We start from the raw sequence: 18,461 nt of genomic DNA on the forward strand, positions 1-18,461 counted from the left end.
CCACTCGGCTGCAAAAGGCCCCCGGTGAAAGCGTCTCCAAAGCCATCTGTTGTTTCAAGGGTTTCTTAGCTCTCTTTTGCTATTCACCTGAGGGAAACCTACGGACGCCCCATGAACGAAATCGACCCCGCGCGCCGTTTTTCGCTAGACGCGGTGCGCAAATTCGACGCCCCTGCCGAGAACAACACGGCCGGCGGCATGAACGACGTTGCCCGCCAGGTCGCCTCGCAATACCGGCGCGATACGATGTCGCCGATCATGGTCAGCGGCGTCCTGCGCATGGCGGAATTCGCGCTGCTGTTGGTGTCGGGTCTTGCCGTCTATTTCTACTATGTCGGCTTTTTCAGCTATCTTGCCTGGCAATACTCGCTGACGATCGCCGCCACCTCGTTCCTCGCGGTCGTTTTGCTCGACGTCACCGACTGCTACCAGATCGTCGCGCTGATGCGGCCGATCGCCAATTTCGGCCGCCTCCTACTGGTCTGGGCTGGAACCTTCGCCTTGATGGCGCTCACCGCCTTCACCATGAAAATGTCGGAAGACTATTCGCGCCTGCTCTTCGGCACGTGGTTCGTTATTGGCTTCGTGCTGATCCTGGGTCTCCGGCTGGTGATGTCGAAGCTGATCCGGCGCTGGGCGCGCGACGGGCGGATGGAGCGCCGCGCCGTCATCGTCGGCGGCGGCAAGGCGGCGGAGGTGCTGATCCGCTCGGTCGAAAAGCAGCCCTACAACGACATCCGCATCTGCGGCATCTTCGACGATCGTGGTGACAAGCGTTCGCCGCCGGTTGTCGCCGGCTATCCCAAGCTCGGCACGATTTCCGAGCTCATTGAATTTGCCCGCATCGCACGCATCGACATGCTGATCGTTTCGCTGCCGCTGACCGCCGAATCGCGCGTGCTGCAACTGTTGAAGAAGCTGTGGGTGCTGCCGGTCGACATCCGGCTGTCGGCGCATTCGAATGCGCTGCAGTTCAGGCCGCGCGCCTATTCCTACATCGGCTCGGTGCCGATGCTCGATATCTTCGACAAGCCTATCAACGACTGGGATTCGGTCGCGAAACGCGCCTTTGACATCGTCTTTTCGATCATCGGCATCATCGTGTTCTCGCCGGTGATGCTGGCGACCGCGATCGCGATCAAACTCGACAGCAAGGGCCCGGTGCTGTTCCACCAGAAGCGGCACGGCTTCAACAACGAAATCATCGACGTCTATAAGTTCCGTTCGATGTACACCGACAAGGCGGACCCGACGGCGAAGCAGACCGTGACCAAGAACGATCCGCGCGTCACCCGCGTCGGCCGCTTCATCCGCAAGACCTCGATCGACGAATTGCCGCAGTTCTTCAATTCGCTGTTCGGTTCGCTGTCGCTGGTCGGGCCGCGCCCGCACGCCATTGCCGCGCAGTCGCACAACCTTCTCTACAATGAGGTGGTCGACGGCTATTTCGCCCGACACAAGGTCAAGCCCGGCGTGACCGGCTGGGCTCAGATAAATGGCTGGCGCGGCGAGATGGACACCAACGAGAAGATCCGCATGCGCACGGAATACGACCTCTATTACATCGAGAACTGGTCGCTGTTGTTCGACCTGAGAATCCTGTTCCTGACGCCGATCCGCCTGCTCAACACGGAAAATGCGTATTGAGCGCGACGGCCTACGAATTGCCGGCGGCGGCGGTCAACGCCAAGCTCATTGCGCTGATTGCGTCAGGGGCAGTTTTCCTCGGCGTCTTCCTGTCCGGTTTCGTTATTGCCGAGCCGGCGCCATACGACCTCTATATGATCGGGCTGATCGTGGTGTGGCCCTTGTTCGGCATGCGCATACAGCGCGCGGCGGTGCCACTTCTGGTGCTGCTGATGATCATGAACATCGGCGGAATGATCTCGATGACGCAGATGCCGGACCTCGCCGCCACGCCGCTCTATCTCGCCGTCTCGCTGTTCCTGACCCTCACTGCGGTTTTCTTCGCTTCCGTAACGGCCGTCCAGCCCAGTCTCTACCGCGTGATCTTCGTCGCTTATGTCGTGTCGGCAGTGCTGACTTCGCTGGTCGGCATAGCCGGCTATTTCCATGCCTTTCCAGGAGCGGAGATCTTCACCAAATACGACCGTGCCGCCGGCGCCTTCCAGGACCCGAACGTGTTCGGGCCGTTCCTGGTGCTGCCGGGCATCTACCTGCTCTATCTGCTGCTTACCGGCTCGATCGCGCGCATGCCTCTATTGGCGGTGCCGCTGCTGATCATCACCGCCGGCATCTTCTTTTCTTTTTCGCGCGGCGCCTGGGGCATGTTCGCCGTTTCGGCGATCCTGCTGACCGGGGCCTTGTTCCTGCAGAGCGCCAGCGGCAAATTCCGGCTGCGCGTCGTCGTCATGACCATCGCCGCCGTCGGACTGCTGGTCATTGCGATGATCGTCATCCTGCAACTGCCTGGCGTGGCGGAGATGTTCTCGAATCGCGCGCAACTCGAACAAAGCTACGACACCGCCCGCCTCGGCCGCTTCGCCCGCTACACGATCGGCTTTCAGATGGCGCTGGAGCATCCGTTCGGCATCGGCCCGCTCGTATTCGGCAAGATGTTCGGCGAGGACACGCACGACATCTGGCTGAAGATGCTGATGGATTACGGGTGGCTCGGCTTCGTGTCGTTCCTGACGCTGACGTGCTGGACGATCGCCGCCGGCTTCCTCATTCTGCTGCGCGACCGGCCCTGGCAGCCTTATCTACTATGCGCCTATGTCGCCTTCATCGGCAATATCGGGCTCGGCACCTTCATCGACATCGACCACTGGCGGCATGTCTACCTGCTGCTCGGCCTGATCTGGGGCGCCATCGCGCTGGAATACCGCCATCAGTGGCAGTTGCGGGCGGCGCGGCGCCCGCAACCTCCGTTGCTGTTGCTTCAGGCCGGACAGCAGCCGAATTCGGTTGACCGGACCCAGTCTATCACGATACATCGCGACCGGTCCGGAGTGTAGCGCAGCCCGGTAGCGCACTTGACTGGGGGTCAAGGGGTCGTCGGTTCGAATCCGGCCACTCCGACCATTAAATCCAAAGGCTTAGCCAGTTCCCCCAACTGGCCATACAGAATAGCCGCATTGCAGCCAGCGCAACACGATTTCGACCAAGGGCTTCGCTCGCCAGGTCAATGTGGAATAGCCCAAACCAGCATGCAAAAAGCTCGCGCCTTCCGGGAGAAGGACGCGGGCAGATCGGTGCAACCCGATCTGGCAGCAATTCTTATGAGGAGGGACTTGCTGCGTTGAGATGAACCGTCGCGCCGGCCGGGTTGTTCCATCGAGTAAATAAAAACCCGCCGCACATGAAGTACGGCGGGGCCGATCAAGCGCTGTTGCACCAGGCGGGGGACTCGGGTGGGCGGGCTTGCCAGGTGCGCGCGGATCAAGTCGACATTAGGCGCATGAGCGGTAGCGCGTCCACCAACCGGCGGTTGGAACGAACTGGTTCAACGCCGGCGGCCGGCTTGGCCTGAAACTTTTTCAGGGCGGCAGCGACGGGGTCAGGAAAGTCGAGCAAGCGCAACGTGCCCGGCCCTCGTTGCTTGCGGGAATGCCGGAAGGATCAATGGCAGCAAGCATGAAGAACCCAACCTGGATGCTGGCGGCCTGGGAACGAAACGTGGCAACTCACCCCGCCGGTTTCCGTGAGGACGCGAGCGCATCGTCCGCTACCGCGATTGGCGGCTGAACGCAAACAAGCCCGCCGCTTTTTCGGCACGGCGGGCTTCAGGCAGAAAATCAATCGTAGATCTTAACAATTTTGCGGGTACCTGGATCAACCAGGACGGTTCGTCCCTCGACGACTACATAGCGGTACTGAACGTCCGGCACTTCGTAAAGCTCGACTGTGTCGGGCAGAGCGGTGCCAATGTTGAGCTCAACACCGGGAAGGCTCAGGGATGCTACCGGCTTCTTCTTTACATACTCCCGGATCACCGTGTCTTGCTCAGGCTGAATGATGACGTCCTGAGCAGCGGCGGTTCCGATACCTACGAAAAGAAAGATTCCTGTCGCAGCAGATAAAAGTTGCTTTCCCATATAGCAATCCTCCAGCGAGGCAACCTTCCGCTACGGTGCTTGATGCTTCCGTGCGGGGCTACTTACCTAAACGAGCCGAAAGACTTGTTGTTCCGCTGGCGGTGGGCGAACTCCGGTGCCATGGCCATGAGGCCGCCTACAAACAAGCACCTGCTCAAGGCTTAGTTTCTTCCCGGGGAGGAGCTTTTGGGTCAGGACAATCAGGATAGGGCAATTCTTCACACGGAGAGGGCCTGTCGCCAACGCTGCCATAATGTTCCACGAGTTTTGCGAAACCGTAGGCGAAGGCGAAAAGAAGCATTAGGACAACCGCTATACGGACGGCCATACCGTATTGTAGCAGGATCCTCCCATTGGAGCGCGGGCGGCGTTTTTAATACGTTCGAATGTTGAGTTCGAAAAAGGTTGGCTCTAGTTGAATTGCCGTCGTCCGCAGTTGTAAGGGCGAGCGGACGCTTCGAAGATGACACGCCCTTTCGGCCTTTTCGGGAGAGATGCAATGTCGCTTCAAGGAGCTACCTGTCCTGCCGAGCTGACCATGTTGGCCAAAGCACTTGATGCCCGATGCCGTGAACTAGGCCTCGCTGACGGCGATCCAGGCAGAGAAGTGCTCGGCCGCAGGGTGATGGATTTGTTCGAAAGTGGTCAGCTCAGCGCCGAAGATTTGAGACTGGCTCTGAGCGGCGAGATTTTTTACGCCAAAAATCCTCCGGCCGGAGGCAGTGGGTTTTGATACGGCAAGCGGCTATCCGCGCAACCATTTGAATTATTGGTCCAGCGTAGGCTTCCGTGCACGCAAGGGCGCGCGTGAACAAATGTGATTTTGCGGTCGGTGCCAGACGGGCTAATCTTCCCAACGAATATCCAATGAAAGAGGAGAATGATCATGAAGACATTCCTCGCAACAGCCGCCGCACTGACCCTGTCCATATCCGCTGCCTCTGCGGATTGCCCCGCGCATTCAAAGGTCCAGGCATCGGTCGACACGCAGACGAGGACAGCGAGCGTCGAGAAGGCCGATATGTCGACAGCCGCGGACGCTCAGACGATCAAGAAAGAAGAGCCACAGAAGACCGAATAGCGGTAACGCTCACCGGATCCCACGACCCGGATAAAGGGCTACTGGCAGACATCCACCCACTCGGCGTCGACGAGTTCGGCCATGCGTTGCGGGCTGAGCCGGACGGCGGCGTTCGTCGCGCCTGCGGCGGGGACGACCTCGTCAAAGGCGCGCAGCGAGACGTCGCAGTACACCGGGAGCGGTGCCGGTAGGCCGAACGGGCACACCCCACCGACGGGATGACCGGTCGCGGCGAGCACCTGCTCGGCATCCAGCATTCGCGCCTTGCCGCCGAACCGGTCCTTGAATTTGCGATTGTCCAGCCTGGAGATGCCGCTGGCCACGATCAGCATCGTCTGGTCGCCGGCGCGCAGGCAGATCGTCTTGGCAATCTGCGCCGGCGCTACGCCATGCGCTTCGGCAGCCAGAGGCACCGTCGCCGAGCTGGCTTGCGTAACGATGACGTCGATTTCGGGCGCGTGGGCGACGAAGAAAGCGCGAACGGATTCGAGGCTCATCTCCGGCGATTTCCGTCTCGCGTCGCCGTGGCGGCCGGCAAGTCCGCTACGTGGCCGGAAAAACGAAGCCCGCCAGGGCAACCCATGGCGAGCTCGTCGAATAAACGCATGGCACGCCGCTACGACACGGACCGCCTTTTCGCAGGCAACACGGCTTCGTCGAACAGAGCGCTTTCCGGAAGCTGAAGCGCGGAGGCAATACGCCGACGTTTCGAAGGATCGGCATCCTTGCCGCTTTCGATGTCGGCAATCTCATAGGCTGCCAGCCCGCACGCCAGGGACAGCTCTTCGATGCTGTATCCACGGGCTTCCCGGGCGGTTCGGACGGCACTGCGTTCAGGCGTAACCGCGCTCGCCGCCAATTCGGAGTAAGGTTCGCGTTTTGCTATTTGGGGCATTGGCAACTCCGTGGGATGAAAGAGTTAGATCAAATCATGTTGTTGCCTGAGACGATCGGGAGAATGCCCGCTCGCCGGTGATTTGCCAAGCATCAAAGATAGCGTCACGGCATCGTGAACCGACGCCGGAATGAATGGCGGATGCCGGCGCGCTCATATCTGGCTTGATCGTCGGCAGACACAGTTCGGAAACAAAATTCTACAGGCCGGAAAAACTGCCGAAAAACTCCAAGGCGATAGTCCTGACCGCAGTGCTCGAGTCACCGACCTGAATCGGTGACGCTCAAATTCGCCCTGCGCAAAAAGGAAACGATGTCATGAAGAAGTCTCTTCTCTCCGCCCTTGGACTTGCAATCGCACTTGCCCTTTCGATGCCGATCATCGGCGCGAGCAGCGCGAGTGCAGCGACGATGCACACCACCGTCAAGAAGCATCACCGCCATCACTACCATCACCGCGTCCACCACTATCGCCATCATCACAAGAAGGTCGTGGCGAAGAAGTACTGAAAACGCCTTGGGACAGACAGCCGGCAAGCAGGCGTTCTTGGTCTTTGATCAAGGGCGGCCAGCTTGCCGGGTTTGCCGCGTCGACGAAATGGCGGCGGTCCCGCTGACCACCGCATTTCCTCTACCTTGAACGCGCTCGCGGCGCTTTTTGCTGCCGGCCACCGAGGAAGAGACTGGCGACCAGCCCGACCAGAACCAGCCCGACAGCGGCCGCCGTCGCCGGGTGATCACGGGCGGTCTTCTCGATCGCCCGACCTTGCCTTCTGATTGCCGGCAAGGTGTCGCCGAGACGCTCGGCGATATCCGAATAATAGTCCGACGCAGTATCGCGACCGTCTTCGTAATAGGCGCCGCCCCGCTTCAACACGGCTTTCTTCAAAGTGGCCAGTTCCCTGGTCAGGGCGGCGACCTGCTTGTTCAGATCGGTCTCGGAGATGCTCGAAAGCGATGCCATGACGTGGTTCCTTCATCTGCAGAAGGAAGCCTAACGCATGACCCTGAAGACCGTTCCGGTCAGTCCCGGCGGGCTCTAGCGAACCTGATCGAGCAGGCGCTTGCATTCCAGCAGGTCGAACAGCGCCTCCTGCAGCAATGCGCGATTGTCACGGGAAAGTTTTGACGTGTCCGGTGGAACCGGGCCTTCCTCGTCGGTCTTGCCGATGCCGAAAAAACGACGGCTGGGTTTCACCCTCGGTTGGCCGACCAGCATCTCGTCGTCCGGGCCGCGCGGCTGCGCCGCTTGCGTCAGCGGTACCGCGTCAGCCTGCCGGCGCTGCGAGATCGCCTCGACCGCCGCCATGTCGCCATTGCCGACGGCGATCAAAAACTGGTTGCCGTTCTCGCGCAACAGCTTCTGTACGCCCTTGATCGTATAGCCCTGATCGTAGAGCATGTGGCGAATGCCCTTGATCAGCTCGACGTCCTGCGGCCGGTAGTAGCGGCGGCCGCCGCCGCGCTTCATCGGCTTGATCTGGTTGAAACGCGTCTCCCAGAAGCGCAGCACGTGCTGCGGCAAATCCAGATCCTCCGCGACCTCGCTGATGGTGCGGAAAGCATCGGGGCTCTTGTCCATGGGCGAATCCTCACGCTAGAGCATGATCGCGAAAGGCGGGGACCGGTTTTTGGGCAACATCACGGTAAAACAAAGAGAGCAGCTTTTCCGTCCACCGGGGCGGATCACACCCAAATACCGATCCGGCCTGCCGAATCGCATCTTATTTCAGCGGTTTATGAAACAATATTCAAGCCCGGCGTAAAAGCAGGCTTCGTTTTTCAACCGAAGCCTGAAGCATGGATTCTCGGCAAGGGAGATCGGGAATCTACTTGCTGCCCTTGGCCTTGCTGTTTTGATGGGAGCGCAGGATGCGGTTCTTCAGCACGTTCGATGACTTGAAGGTCATCACCCGGCGCGGCAGGATCGGCACTTCCTCACCGGTCTTGGGATTGCGCCCGATGCGTTCGTTCTTGGAACGGACATGGAAGGTCGCGAAGGACGACAGTTTCACCGTCTCACCGCGAACGATCGCCTCGCAGATCTCATTCAGCACCGCCTCGACAAGCTCGGCCGATTCAGTACGCGACAGCCCAACCTTGCGGTAAACGGCTTCGGCGAGGTCGGCGCGCGTAAGTGTCTTTCCCCCCATACGAACCGTCCCATCAGCTCAAAAAATAAAATCGATACAAGCAACGGCAGAACCTAAGTAATTGATCCGTCAAGGTCAAGGACCCGAACCCGTTAGTTCGGCACTTACCAACGCAGCAGGACGGCGCCCCAGGTGAAGCCGCCGCCCATCGCCTCAAGCAGCACCAGGTCACCCTTTTTGATGCGGCCGTCGGCGACGGCCGCGGATAGTGCCAGCGGCACGGAAGCAGCCGATGTGTTACCGTGCAAATCGACGGTCACCACCACCTTCCGCTCCTCTATCCCGAGCTTTTTGGCCGAAGCATCAATAATTCGTTTATTGGCTTGATGCGGCACGAACCAGTCGAGATCAGCGGCGCTGATGCCGGCCTGTGCGAACGTCGCCTCGATGACGTCGGTGATCATGCCGACCGCATGCTTGAACACTTCGCGGCCTTCCATCCTGAGGTGCCCGACCGTTCCGGTAGTCGACGGCCCACCGTCGACAAAAAGCTTGTCCTTGTGGATGCCGTCGGAGCGCAGGCTGGCCGCCAGAACGCCTCGGTCGGCGATGCCGCCTGCCCCCGTGCCTGCTTCCAGCACTATCGCGCCGGCGCCGTCGCCGAACAAAACGCAGGTCGAGCGGTCGTTCCAGTCGAGAATGCGCGAAAACGTTTCCGAGCCGATCACCAGCACCCGTCTGGCCAAGCCGCCGCGGATATAGAGGTCGGCGGTCGTCACCGCATAGACAAAACCCGAGCAGACCGCCTGCAGGTCGAAGGCAAAACCGTGGTGCATGCCGAGCCGGTTCTGGATCTCGACTGCGGTCGCGGGAAAGGTGTTGTTGGGCGTCGAGGTCGCCAACACGATCAGGTCGATGTCGTCAGCCGTCAGGCCGGCGCTGTCGAGGGCTGCCCGCGCTGCCGCCTCACCCAGAGAGGCCGTCGTCTCGTCGTCGGCCGCAATGTGGCGCTGGCGAATACCGGTACGCTGGACGATCCATTCGTCCGAGGTCTCGACCATGCCTTCAAAATCGGCATTCTTCATAATGCGGCGGGGCAGCGCGGCGCCCGTGCCGCGCACGACTGATCTGATCAATGCTCTTTCCTATTCCTTTGCGTCGATGACGACGTCGGATTTCCGGATTGTCTGGGCATTCGGATTGCGGGCATGGAACAGGTCGAGATCGGCCTCGATGCGGTCAAGCAGATTGTTGCGCACCATGTCGTAGCCGAGCTCGATCGCCGCAGCGAAGCCATCCGAATCAGCCCCGCCATGGCTTTTCACCACGATGCCGTTCAATCCCAGGAAGACGCCGCCATTGGAGCGGCCGACATCCATCTTCTCGCGCAGGCGATCGAAGGCGGTCTTGGCGAAGATATAGCCGATCCTGGCCATCAGTGTCCGGTTCATCGCGGCGCGCAGGTAGCCGGCGATCTGCCTGACCGTGCCTTCCGCCGTCTTGAGCGCGATATTGCCGGCAAATCCTTCGGTAACGACGACGTCGACACTGCCCTTGCCGATGTCGTCACCCTCGACAAAGCCATGGTAGTTCATCGAGGCCATGTTGGCCTCGCGCAGCATACGGCCTGCTTCCTTGACCTCCTCCTGACCCTTGATCTCCTCGACGCCGACATTGAGCAGGCCGACGCTCGGCCGTTCGATGCCGAAAACCGAGCGCGCCATGCCGGTACCCAGAATGGCAAAATCAACCAGTTGATGCGCATCCGCACCGATGGTTGCGCCGACGTCCAGCACCACGCTTTCGCCGCGCAATGTCGGCCAGAGCGCCGCAATCGCCGGGCGGTCGATGGTCGCCATGGTGCGAAGGCAGAATCTGGACATCGCCATCAGTGCGCCGGTATTGCCAGCCGAGATGCAGGCGTCCGCCGTGCCTGCCTTGACCGCTTCGACGGCTTTCCACATCGATGACTTCCAGCGGCCATGGCGCAGTGCCTGGCTCGGCTTGTCGTCCATCCGGACTGCGATCTCGCAGTGGATGAACTCGCTCACCTCCGCTAGCTTGGGGAATTTGGCGAGTTCAGGCCTTACCGCTTCTTCGCGCCCATAGATGACGAAGCGTATGTCCGGACGGCGGGTGGCGACAGTCATGAGCGCCGGGATGACCACGCTTGGCCCGTGATCGCCGCCCATGGCATCGATGGAAATCCTGATCACGCGGTGTTCATCTCACGGTTGCTTGGCCAGCGGGCTTGCCAAGGTACGGGGCTCGCGAAGGTTCGGCGAAAATAACGGTTTTGGGCTGCCGCACAACCAACTTTTCTCAAATTGGGTCAGCCATCAGGATTTTCCCAGCAGTGATCTGAGCTTTTGCTGGAATTCATTCTCCACAGGCTCGGCATCGCCGGCGGCCTCCAGCGACACACCCGGCTTGCGCGGATAGGGATCGATCGCCAAGCCAAAGAACTGTTCGGCAAGCGCCCCGACGTCGATCGCGTCGCCGGAAAAGGTTTCCGGGCTGTCCGGCCCTTCGGCGTCGAGCAGGATCTCACCGCCACCGTCGAAACCTTGCCGCCCGAGCTTGGATTGTTCCGGCAGGAACAGCGCCTCGACCGGCTCGTCGATATGCGCCTCGACCGGGTCGAGAGTGACGATGCAGGCCTGCGTTATATCGGCCTCGACATGGCCGCTGACTTTCACCCCATTGCGCTTCCACGGCTCGATCAGAAGTTCGGCGCGATAGTTCTCGACCGAAAGCAGCTCATGCTCGACGGCCAGTATGGCGCGCTGCCCGGCGTCGGCATCGATCACCACCGGCAGCCCTTTTTGCGGCATCCGGGCGACATTTGCCAGGAATGACACTGGGCTGTGGGTATCAGGATGTTTCATCTTCGCCTCCACTTCGCCGCCTTCATTCGGCCTGCCTTCGCTCAGAGTTGGCCACTGGAAATGCCACCGTGCCGGAAACGATCGATTCGGTCGGCTGTTGCGTGAGTTGCCTTGATGCATCGGCGGCATAGAGTGCCAGTTGCGACGCTTGCGGCCAGGCGCCGGCATCCGGCCTGACATTGCGGGAAAGGGCGGCGGCAAGCGCATCATGGTCATTTCGTTTCAGCGCATCGTCATAGGCGGCGGTACGGCCATAGAACATCTTCGCCAGTTTCCGCATTCGCTTCGGCACGCCGACGTCGCCAATGCCCAATTCCCGCAACGAATGTTCGACATCCATGAAGAACTCGTCGATCAGCACCTGCGCAACCTCTGCCGCAGCACCGCCCGCGCCGCGCAACCGGTGCTGGAACAGGAACATGTGCAACGACAGCATCTCGAAGCGGCCGAGCGGCGTGTCCGGCACGTTCCAGGCGGAATAAAACACCGGTTGCCGCGCCGCCGCCACGATTTGTGCGTAAAGCGCCTCGGTGATGGCGCGGTTGGCGTGACGTTCGCGGCCAAAGAGGCGCTGGAACATTTGAGGGTGGTCTCCCGGGACCGTTTGTTGAAGTGGCCTTGTTGCATCGGCAAGCAAGCTGGTTTACCGGTTTTGCGGCCCAGCGCAAGTTGCGGCCAGCTTATGGAGTTGTAGTTGCGCGCGCTGAAATTCAAGTCGACTTTCCTGCCTAGGCCCGCCGGTGCGGTTTCGCTGCTGGTGATCGCTGCGGCGCTTTCCGCCTGCAATTCGTCCAAGATGATCGGCGATCTCAATCCGAGCGAGACGCTGACGCAGGGCTACGTCATCGACCAGCAGGCGATCGACCTGGTGCCGGTCGGCTCGAGCCGCGAACAGGTGCTGCTGGCGCTCGGCACTCCCTCGACGAAGGCGACCTTCGACAACGAGGCCTTTTATTACATTTCGCAGACGCGCAAGCGCTATGTCGCCTTCGACAAGCCGCGGCTAGTCGACCAGCATGTGCTGGCGGTCTATTTTGGCGATGACGGGCGCGTCACCCAGATCGCCAATTACGGCCTTAAGGACGGCAAGGTGTTCGACTTCATCTCGCGCACCACGCCGACCGGCGGCAAGGACCAGAACTTCCTCAGCCAGATCATCAGTGGCGCCAGCAAGCTGACGCCTGGTGTTCCGGGCGCCAGCGGCGGCGGTACGCTCGGCGGCACCTGATCCACTCGACGGTGTCGGCTTCTTTTCTTTTCGCTTCCCTGTAAGCGGCGGCACATCTCAGGCAATGAAAACCCGCGGGAGCGATCCCGCGGGTTTTTGTCTTGAGCCGTGGCGACCGAGCTTAGCCGTGCGCGAGCACGGCCAATAGCAGCAGCGCGACGATGTTCGTGATCTTGATCGCCGGGTTGACCGCCGGCCCAGCAGTATCCTTATAGGGATCGCCGACCGTGTCGCCGGTCACAGAGGCCTTGTGTGCTTCGGAGCCCTTGAGGTGCTTGAGGCCGTCCTTGTCGACGAAACCATCTTCGAACGACTTCTTGGCGTTGTCCCAGGCACCGCCGCCGGAGGTCATCGAGATGGCAACGAAAAGGCCGTTGACGATGACGCCGAGCAGCGAGGCGCCGAGCGCGGCAAAGGCGGATGCCTTCGAACCGGAGATCAGGAGGACACCGAAATAGACCACCAGCGGCGCCAGCACCGGCAGCAGTGATGGAACGATCATCTCCCGGATCGCTGCCTTGGTCAGAAGGTCGACGGCGCGCGCATAGTTCGGCTTCGAGGTGCCGGCCATGATGCCCGGATCCTCGCGGAACTGCTTGCGCACCTCCTCGACGATAGCACCGGCGGCGCGGCCGACGGCGGTCATGGCGATGCCGCCGAACAGATACGGGATCAGGCCGCCGAAGATCAGGCCGGCGACGACATAAGGATTGGAGAGGTCGAAGGAGACGTCGCCCATGCCCTGGAAGTAGGGGTATTTGTCGCTATTGGCGGCAAAGAACTTCAGGTCGTTAGAGTAGGCCGCAAACAGCACCAGCGCGCCGAGGCCGGCCGACCCGATGGCGTAGCCCTTGGTTACCGCTTTGGTGGTGTTGCCGACAGCGTCGAGCGCGTCGGTGGACTGGCGCACTTCCTTGGGCAGGCCGGCCATTTCGGCAATGCCGCCGGCATTGTCGGTGACTGGGCCGAAGGCATCGAGCGCGACGATCATGCCGGCGAGGCCAAGCATCGTCGTCACCGCGATCGCCGTGCCGTAGAGGCCGGCGAGCTGGTATGTCGAGATGATGCCGCCGACGATGACGATCGCCGGCAACGCCGTCGCTTCGAGCGAGACCGCCAGGCCCTGGATGACGTTGGTGCCGTGACCGGTGACCGAGGCCTGGGCGATGGAGTTCACCGGACGCTTGTTGGTGCCGGTATAATATTCGGTGATCACCACGATGAGGCCTGTCACCACAAGGCCGACCAGGCCGCAGATGAACAGGTTCGTGCCGGTGATGGCCATGCCGGCGACGGTGCCGATCTCACCCCAGCCGATGCATGCCGAAGTGGCGACGGCAAGGCCGACAATTGACAGCAGGCCGGTGACGATCAGGCCCTTGTAGAGAGCGCCCATGATCGAGCCGCTGGAACCGAGCTTGACGAAGAAGGTGCCGGCGATCGAGGTGAGAATGCAGGCGCCGCAGATGGCCAGCGGATAGAGCATGGTCGCGCCGAGAACGGCGGTGCCACCGAAAAAGATGGCGGCAAGGACCATGGTGGCGACCACGGTCACCGCATAGGTCTCGAACAGATCGGCGGCCATGCCGGCGCAATCGCCGACATTGTCGCCGACATTGTCGGCGATGGTGGCCGGATTGCGTGGATCGTCTTCGGGAATGCCGGCTTCAACCTTGCCGACGAGATCGCCGCCGACGTCGGCGCCCTTGGTGAAGATGCCGCCGCCGAGACGAGCGAAGATCGAAATCAGCGAGGCGCCGAAGCCAAGCGAAACCAACGAGTCGATGACGACACGGTCATCGGGCTGAAGGCCCATGAACTGGGTGAGGATCAGGTAATAGATCGATACGCCAAGCAGGGCCAGGCCAGCAACCAGCATGCCAGTGATGGCGCCCGACTTGAAGGCGATCTCGAGGCCGGCAGCGAGGCTGTTGGACGCCGCCTGCGCGGTGCGCACATTGGCGCGCACCGAGACGTGCATACCGATGAAGCCAGCGGCGCCCGATAGAACGGCGCCGATCAGGAAGCCGATGGCGGCGGTGATCGAAAGCAGCCACCAGGCGAGCAGCAGGACCACGACGCCGACGATGGCGATGGTGGTGTACTGGCGCGCCAGATAGGCTTGCGCGCCTTCGCGGATGGCCGCGGAAATTTCCTGCATGCGTGCATTGCCCTGATCGGCCGCGAGGACCGAACGTGTCGCCCAGATGGCGTAAAGGACTGAAAGCAGACCGCAGGCGATGACAGCTGAAAGTATGGTCATTGCCGAATTTTCCTCGATTGGTGGCCCAAAAGAACCCCTCCCCGGGCCGTTGAGACAGGGGACGAATTTTCCGCAACCGGAATCCGTCCCTTCGCAGCGGCTTATGCGAAACAGGGCTCGGAACGTCAAGATATTGTTCGGTTTTTGTCCGGTTTTCGCTCAAAAGATCCCGGGTTTCATCCAAAAGGCTGGACGGCAGCGCGCCTGTCGACACTGCCATCCGATTAGATCTGATTGAAATCGGCGAACGGCCGTCAAACTTTGCGCGGGTCGCCGTCCGGCTGGACGACGAAGATCAGCACCACCAGCATTGTCATGTAGAATTTGAACGCCGCCTCCTGACCATTCCATGTCGAAGACTGCCACATGGCAAACCACTCGCCGCCAACGACCATGAAGCCGAAATACCAAACGAGGAAACCCATGGTGGCGGCTATGATGGCGAACTTCTTGGCATCGTTGAATGCCTGTCCGCTGGCGTTGCGCGCCTGCCAGAGTCGCCAGGCGGCGACTAGGTAGAGCAAGCAGGTCAGCGCCTCGCCAATGATGATCAGCCAGTAGCCCGCCGTCCACAGCGACGGGTTGGTGATCGAGCGGTACATCAGGGCGTTGCCAGGAAAGGTCGTGTCCATGCTCAGCACATGCTGGACAAAGGCGAAGTTTGAGCCGTAATCGGTGATGTTGCCGAAGGCGACAAGGAAGGCGAAAGCCGCCAGACACAAACACATGATGATCTTGGAGAAACGCGCGGTCATGGCAAGAACTCCTGCTGAAAGATCGGGGCATCGCACTCATCAATCGCCGAGTCCCGAAGATCGCGCAACGGGGGGACCAGTGATCATAGTGCTCACGACTGTCGCGAGACATTATGCCGGGAAGCAAGACATTGCCGCGATTCTCGAAACCCTCGATCTGGACAGCTATTGCGCGGTGGGCGACTTAGTCTCTGTGGTTAGAGCCGGCACACAGCACGATTTCGCCATCATCCGCCGCCGCTGGATCGCCAGCGAGACGGGCACCACGCTCGAACTGACGCTCGATCATCCGGCGCGTTCGAGTGGCCTTTGAAAGAAGCGAACTTTGCCCCGAGGGGCTACTCCACCTCGCGCCCCATGCGCCGGCCCGTGTAGCGCTCGATCGCCGACAGCCCGTCATAGATCAGCACGGCAAGGGCGGCGACGATCAGGCCGCCCTGCAGGATGAAGGCGAGGTTGTTCGACAGCAGGCCGGCGATGATCACCTCGCCCAATGTCCTCGCCGCCACTGTCGAGCCGATGGTCGCGGTGGCGAGGCTGATCACCACCGACAGCCGGATACCGCCGAGGATGATCGGCGCGCTGAGCGGCAGTTCGACCTTGACCAGCCTTTGCCAGCCGGTCATGCCGGCGCCACGCGCCGCCTCGACGACATTGGCCGGCAGCGTCGTCAGGCCGGTCAGCGCGTTCTCGAAGATCGGCAGCAGGCCATAGAGAAACAACGCAATCAGCGTCGGCTTTTCGCCGAAGCCGACGGCCGGCACGGCAAGCGCCAGCACCGCCACCGGCGGAAAGGTCTGGCCGATATTGACCAGGCTGCGCGACAGCGGCAGGAATTCGGCGCCGGCTGGCCTGGTGACCAGAATGGCGAGCGCGACCGCAACGATCGTCGCGGCAACCGTTGCGATCAGGACGGTCTGCAGATGCAGCAGCGTCAACGTCAAAAGGCTGCCCTGATTGTAGATTACCGGCGCGTTGTTCTCTGTCAGCGGCTTCAGCAGCGGTTCGAACCAGCCGGGATTGGTGACGAAGGCAATAAGCAGCACCACCAGGGCAAGCCTGAGCAGTGATGGAAGCCAGGCTTTCATGCCGGCCTCGCCGCGCGTTTAACCAGTCCATCCACAGTGACGCGGCCAAGCGATTTGCCATCAGTATCTTTCACCGGCAGTGCAGGGCGGCCCGACCACAGGAGTTCGGCCAACGCGTCGCGTTGGCTGGCATCACCGGGGATCGCCTCGCCTTCGGCCGTGCCTTTTTCCACCGCGTCGCGCACCCGGCCAAGCGATAACAGCCGGAACGGTTTTTCGCTGGCGCCAACCAGGGTCTCGACAAACGCGCTGGCCGGTTTCGCCAGTATCTCGGCCGGCGCGGCATATTGCACTACTTTGCCGCCGTCCATCACCGCGATCTTGTCGCCCATGTGAACGGCCTCTTCCATGTCATGGGTGACTAGGATGATGGTGGTGCCGAAGCGCTTCTGGATCGCCAGCAGATCCTCCTGCGCCTTGTTGCGGATGATTGGATCGAGCGCGCCGAACGGCTCATCCATCAACAGCACGTTGGGTTCCGCGGCAAGCGCTCGGGCGACGCCGACGCGCTGCTGCTGGCCGCCGGAAAGCTCATGCGGATAGCGTGGCCCGTAGGCTTGCGGGTCGAGCTGATATAGCGTCATCAGCTCGTCGACGCGGGCTTTGATGCGGTTGGCGTCCCAGCCGAGCAATACCGGCACAGTGGCGATGTTCTGTGCCACCGTGCGATGCGGAAACAGACCGTGGCCCTGGATGGCATAGCCGATGCTGCGACGCAGCTCATAATCAGGCACCGAGCGGTTGTCGACGCCGTCGAGCTTGATCACGCCCGATGTCGGCTCGACCAGCCGGTTGATCATGCGAAGCAGCGTCGTCTTGCCGGAGCCGGAGGTGCCGACGATGACGGCGATGCTGCGCGGCTCGATTACTATCGACACGTCGTCGACCACTGTCGTCTCGCCGTAGCGCTTGGTGATGCCTTCGATCTCGATCATGCCGTTTAAACCCTGCGCTTGCTGGCGCTCATTTCGATCACTGCATCGAGGATGATGGCGGCGGCGAAGGCCAGCGCCACCGTCGGCACGGCACCGAGCAGCACCAGGTCCATCGCCGTCTGGCCGACTCCCTGGAATACGAATACGCCAAAGCCGCCGCCGCCGATCAGCGCGGCAATGGTGGCGAGGCCGATATTCTGCACCAGCACGATGCGAATGCCGGTGAGGATCACCGGGAAAGCCAGCGGAAACTCGACGCCGAACAGCCGCTGGCGGTCGGTCATGCCCATGCCGCGCGCTGCGTCGTTGGCGGCACGCGGCACACCGGCAAGGCCGACCACGGTGTTGGCCACCACCGGCAGCAGTGAATAGAGGAACAGGGCGACGAAAGCCGGCGCCGTGCCGATGCCGCGAATGCCGAGCGCGGCAGCACCCGGCACATGCGAAGCGACCCAGCCGAGCGGTGCTATCAAGAGGCCGAACAGCGCGATCGAAGGAATGGTCTGAATGATGTTCAGCACGTTGAGCACGCCGGCCCGCAATTTCTCGACGCGGTGGCAGAGGATGCCGAGCGGCAGGCCGATAATCACTGCTGCCGCCAGCGAACCCAGCGCCAGCGTCACGTGCTTGGAGCCTTCCGCCCAAAAACTATCGGCGCGATTGAAATATTCCTTGAGGATCGACAGGCTGTTCCAGCTCCCCGAGACCAGCAGCAGGCCGATCGCCGCTGCGGCGACAACAAGCACGCCGACCCGTGCCTGCGGCGACAGGTTCAGCCTTGTAAGCACGTCGGCGAGCAGAAGCGTGAAGGCGAAGATAAACAGCCAGAAGCCCGAAGCCGGCGAGATACGGGCGAAGGTGTTGCCGGCGGTCGTCAGGAAGCTGCCGGCAACGCCGATCAGCAGCGCCAGCGCCGCAAGTGCAACCACACTGGCGGCGAGGCGCAGAGCAAGCGGCGTTTTCAGCAATGCAATGAGCGCCGCTGCGACAACAATCGCCATCAATAGCGCACCGACCGCCGCAGGCAAAGATTCGAGGATCGAGCGCGCCTCGCCGGGTACGATGCGATTGGCGCGGAACGTGGCGAATGGTGCCGCAAAAGCCGCATAGGCTGATATCGCCGCGATAACCACGCCGAGCTTGTCAAACCGGATGCGCACGCCCTCCCCCATCGGCCG

General features: G+C 61.4%; 22 protein-coding genes and 1 tRNA gene. 8 read left to right on the forward strand and 15 right to left on the reverse strand.

Features of this window, described 5'->3' with window-relative positions; genetic code table 11:
- Positions 1–111 precede the first annotated feature (111 nt).
- The 3 genes from NKI01_RS05405 to NKI01_RS05415 all read left to right on the forward strand — a co-directional run bounded on the left by NKI01_RS05405 (position 112) and on the right by NKI01_RS05415 (position 3,045).
- Positions 112–1,647 (forward strand): undecaprenyl-phosphate glucose phosphotransferase, encoded by a 1,536-nt coding sequence (locus NKI01_RS05405; protein ID WP_352481219.1) that lies wholly within the window; start codon positions 112–114, stop codon positions 1,645–1,647.
- A complete protein-coding gene (locus NKI01_RS05410) occupies positions 1,644–2,978 on the forward strand; it encodes an O-antigen ligase family protein (RefSeq protein WP_352640065.1) in 1,335 nt (444 codons plus the stop codon). The genes NKI01_RS05405 and NKI01_RS05410 overlap by 4 nt, the downstream gene beginning before the upstream one ends.
- Positions 2,969–3,045 (forward strand) — tRNA-Pro (locus tag NKI01_RS05415). Before NKI01_RS05410 ends, NKI01_RS05415 begins: the two co-directional genes overlap by 10 nt.
- 713 nt (positions 3,046–3,758) lie before the next feature.
- On the opposite strand, the gene NKI01_RS05420 is transcribed toward NKI01_RS05415, so the two are convergent.
- A complete protein-coding gene (locus NKI01_RS05420; protein ID WP_023717301.1) occupies positions 3,759–4,058 on the reverse strand; it encodes a DUF1236 domain-containing protein in 300 nt (99 codons plus the stop codon).
- Positions 4,059–4,557: 499 nt separating this feature from the next.
- Between NKI01_RS05420 and NKI01_RS05425 the strand changes: the two genes are divergently transcribed.
- Both NKI01_RS05425 and NKI01_RS05430 read left to right on the forward strand, forming a co-directional pair.
- Positions 4,558–4,791, forward strand: a complete 234-nt coding sequence (locus NKI01_RS05425; protein WP_031193496.1) for a hypothetical protein — start codon at positions 4,558–4,560, stop codon at positions 4,789–4,791.
- A gap of 153 nt (positions 4,792–4,944) precedes the next feature.
- Positions 4,945–5,139 (forward strand): hypothetical protein, encoded by a 195-nt coding sequence (locus tag NKI01_RS05430; RefSeq protein ID WP_023717300.1) that lies wholly within the window; start codon positions 4,945–4,947, stop codon positions 5,137–5,139.
- A 38-nt stretch (positions 5,140–5,177) separates the two neighbouring features.
- On the opposite strand, the gene NKI01_RS05435 is transcribed toward NKI01_RS05430, so the two are convergent.
- Positions 5,178–5,636, reverse strand: coding sequence for a YbaK/EbsC family protein (locus tag NKI01_RS05435; protein WP_023717299.1), 459 nt, complete (start codon positions 5,634–5,636; stop codon positions 5,178–5,180).
- A 119-nt stretch (positions 5,637–5,755) separates the two neighbouring features.
- Positions 5,756–6,034: a helix-turn-helix domain-containing protein gene (locus tag NKI01_RS05440; protein WP_023674515.1), complete on the reverse strand. Its 279-nt coding sequence runs from the start codon at positions 6,032–6,034 to the stop codon at positions 5,756–5,758.
- A 317-nt stretch (positions 6,035–6,351) separates the two neighbouring features.
- On the opposite strand from NKI01_RS05440, the gene NKI01_RS05445 reads away from it, so the two are divergent.
- Positions 6,352–6,543, forward strand: a complete 192-nt coding sequence (locus tag NKI01_RS05445; protein ID WP_023717295.1) for a hypothetical protein — start codon at positions 6,352–6,354, stop codon at positions 6,541–6,543.
- Between the two features lie 121 nt (positions 6,544–6,664).
- Here the strand turns inward: NKI01_RS05445 and NKI01_RS05450 are convergent, their stop codons facing one another.
- The 7 genes from NKI01_RS05450 to NKI01_RS05480 all read right to left on the reverse strand — a co-directional run bounded on the left by NKI01_RS05450 (position 6,665) and on the right by NKI01_RS05480 (position 11,594).
- Positions 6,665–6,997, reverse strand: a complete 333-nt coding sequence (locus tag NKI01_RS05450) for a hypothetical protein (RefSeq protein ID WP_352815971.1) — start codon at positions 6,995–6,997, stop codon at positions 6,665–6,667.
- 75 nt (positions 6,998–7,072) lie between these two features.
- Positions 7,073–7,615, reverse strand: a complete 543-nt coding sequence (locus NKI01_RS05455) for a MerR family transcriptional regulator (RefSeq protein WP_023717293.1) — start codon at positions 7,613–7,615, stop codon at positions 7,073–7,075.
- A gap of 247 nt (positions 7,616–7,862) precedes the next feature.
- On the reverse strand, positions 7,863–8,186 hold the full coding sequence (locus NKI01_RS05460; RefSeq protein WP_023717292.1) for an integration host factor subunit alpha: 324 nt from the start codon (positions 8,184–8,186) through the stop codon (positions 7,863–7,865).
- Between the two features lie 104 nt (positions 8,187–8,290).
- Positions 8,291–9,262, reverse strand: coding sequence for a beta-ketoacyl-ACP synthase III (locus NKI01_RS05465; RefSeq protein WP_023717291.1), 972 nt, complete (start codon positions 9,260–9,262; stop codon positions 8,291–8,293).
- A gap of 9 nt (positions 9,263–9,271) precedes the next feature.
- Positions 9,272–10,342, reverse strand: a complete 1,071-nt coding sequence (gene plsX / locus NKI01_RS05470) for a phosphate acyltransferase PlsX (protein WP_352481224.1) — start codon at positions 10,340–10,342, stop codon at positions 9,272–9,274.
- 123 nt (positions 10,343–10,465) lie between these two features.
- Positions 10,466–11,014, reverse strand: a complete 549-nt coding sequence (locus NKI01_RS05475) for a YceD family protein (RefSeq protein WP_023717289.1) — start codon at positions 11,012–11,014, stop codon at positions 10,466–10,468.
- A gap of 22 nt (positions 11,015–11,036) precedes the next feature.
- On the reverse strand, positions 11,037–11,594 hold the full coding sequence (locus NKI01_RS05480; protein ID WP_352962159.1) for a ubiquinol-cytochrome C chaperone family protein: 558 nt from the start codon (positions 11,592–11,594) through the stop codon (positions 11,037–11,039).
- Positions 11,595–11,708: 114 nt separating this feature from the next.
- On the opposite strand from NKI01_RS05480, the gene NKI01_RS05485 reads away from it, so the two are divergent.
- Entirely contained in the window at positions 11,709–12,242 is a 534-nt protein-coding gene (locus NKI01_RS05485; RefSeq protein ID WP_352962162.1) for an outer membrane protein assembly factor BamE, read from the forward strand.
- A 121-nt stretch (positions 12,243–12,363) separates the two neighbouring features.
- Here the strand turns inward: NKI01_RS05485 and NKI01_RS05490 are convergent, their stop codons facing one another.
- Both NKI01_RS05490 and NKI01_RS05495 read right to left on the reverse strand, forming a co-directional pair.
- On the reverse strand, positions 12,364–14,505 hold the full coding sequence (locus NKI01_RS05490) for a sodium-translocating pyrophosphatase (RefSeq protein WP_023717286.1): 2,142 nt from the start codon (positions 14,503–14,505) through the stop codon (positions 12,364–12,366).
- 254 nt (positions 14,506–14,759) lie between these two features.
- Complete coding sequence (locus NKI01_RS05495) at positions 14,760–15,260, reverse strand: DUF2165 family protein (RefSeq protein ID WP_352481225.1); 501 nt, start codon at positions 15,258–15,260, stop codon at positions 14,760–14,762.
- Positions 15,261–15,339: 79 nt separating this feature from the next.
- Here NKI01_RS05495 and NKI01_RS05500 point away from each other — a divergent pair, with 79 nt between their 5' ends.
- Complete coding sequence (locus tag NKI01_RS05500) at positions 15,340–15,573, forward strand: hypothetical protein (protein WP_352481226.1); 234 nt, start codon at positions 15,340–15,342, stop codon at positions 15,571–15,573.
- 25 nt (positions 15,574–15,598) lie between these two features.
- Here NKI01_RS05500 and NKI01_RS05505 read toward each other — a convergent pair whose 3' ends face one another.
- From NKI01_RS05505 to NKI01_RS05515, 3 genes are read right to left on the reverse strand one after another with little or no spacing between them, the layout of a single operon-like run.
- Positions 15,599–16,348, reverse strand: a complete 750-nt coding sequence (locus NKI01_RS05505) for an ABC transporter permease (RefSeq protein WP_352481227.1) — start codon at positions 16,346–16,348, stop codon at positions 15,599–15,601.
- Positions 16,345–17,283 (reverse strand): ABC transporter ATP-binding protein, encoded by a 939-nt coding sequence (locus tag NKI01_RS05510; RefSeq protein ID WP_352481228.1) that lies wholly within the window; start codon positions 17,281–17,283, stop codon positions 16,345–16,347. The genes NKI01_RS05505 and NKI01_RS05510 overlap by 4 nt, the downstream gene beginning before the upstream one ends.
- Positions 17,284–17,288: 5 nt before the next feature.
- On the reverse strand, positions 17,289–18,455 hold the full coding sequence (locus tag NKI01_RS05515; RefSeq protein WP_352481229.1) for an ABC transporter permease: 1,167 nt from the start codon (positions 18,453–18,455) through the stop codon (positions 17,289–17,291).
- Positions 18,456–18,461: the final 6 nt, after the last annotated feature.

The sequence above is a fragment of the Mesorhizobium sp. M0815 genome, assembly GCF_040319995.1.
In the GTDB taxonomy this organism is placed as follows: Bacteria; Pseudomonadota; Alphaproteobacteria; order Rhizobiales; family Rhizobiaceae; genus Mesorhizobium.

Coding starts and splice junctions, on each gene's coding strand:
- NKI01_RS05455 (WP_023717293.1), bottom strand. CDS start 7,615: ATGGACAAGAGCCCCGATGCTTTCCGCACCATCAGCGAGGTCGCGGAG.
- NKI01_RS05510 (WP_352481228.1), bottom strand. CDS start 17,283: ATGATCGAGATCGAAGGCATCACCAAGCGCTACGGCGAGACGACAGTG.
- NKI01_RS05420 (WP_023717301.1), bottom strand. CDS start 4,058: ATGGGAAAGCAACTTTTATCTGCTGCGACAGGAATCTTTCTTTTCGTA.
- NKI01_RS05505 (WP_352481227.1), bottom strand. CDS start 16,348: ATGAAAGCCTGGCTTCCATCACTGCTCAGGCTTGCCCTGGTGGTGCTG.
- NKI01_RS05440 (WP_023674515.1), bottom strand. CDS start 6,034: ATGCCCCAAATAGCAAAACGCGAACCTTACTCCGAATTGGCGGCGAGC.
- NKI01_RS05495 (WP_352481225.1), bottom strand. CDS start 15,260: ATGACCGCGCGTTTCTCCAAGATCATCATGTGTTTGTGTCTGGCGGCT.
- NKI01_RS05405 (WP_352481219.1), top strand. CDS start 112: ATGAACGAAATCGACCCCGCGCGCCGTTTTTCGCTAGACGCGGTGCGC.
- NKI01_RS05475 (WP_023717289.1), bottom strand. CDS start 11,014: ATGAAACATCCTGATACCCACAGCCCAGTGTCATTCCTGGCAAATGTC.
- NKI01_RS05480 (WP_352962159.1), bottom strand. CDS start 11,594: ATGTTCCAGCGCCTCTTTGGCCGCGAACGTCACGCCAACCGCGCCATC.
- NKI01_RS05435 (WP_023717299.1), bottom strand. CDS start 5,636: ATGAGCCTCGAATCCGTTCGCGCTTTCTTCGTCGCCCACGCGCCCGAA.
- NKI01_RS05425 (WP_031193496.1), top strand. CDS start 4,558: ATGTCGCTTCAAGGAGCTACCTGTCCTGCCGAGCTGACCATGTTGGCC.
- NKI01_RS05460 (WP_023717292.1), bottom strand. CDS start 8,186: ATGGGGGGAAAGACACTTACGCGCGCCGACCTCGCCGAAGCCGTTTAC.
- NKI01_RS05430 (WP_023717300.1), top strand. CDS start 4,945: ATGAAGACATTCCTCGCAACAGCCGCCGCACTGACCCTGTCCATATCC.
- NKI01_RS05450 (WP_352815971.1), bottom strand. CDS start 6,997: ATGGCATCGCTTTCGAGCATCTCCGAGACCGATCTGAACAAGCAGGTC.
- NKI01_RS05490 (WP_023717286.1), bottom strand. CDS start 14,505: ATGACCATACTTTCAGCTGTCATCGCCTGCGGTCTGCTTTCAGTCCTT.
- NKI01_RS05515 (WP_352481229.1), bottom strand. CDS start 18,455: ATGGGGGAGGGCGTGCGCATCCGGTTTGACAAGCTCGGCGTGGTTATC.
- NKI01_RS05445 (WP_023717295.1), top strand. CDS start 6,352: ATGAAGAAGTCTCTTCTCTCCGCCCTTGGACTTGCAATCGCACTTGCC.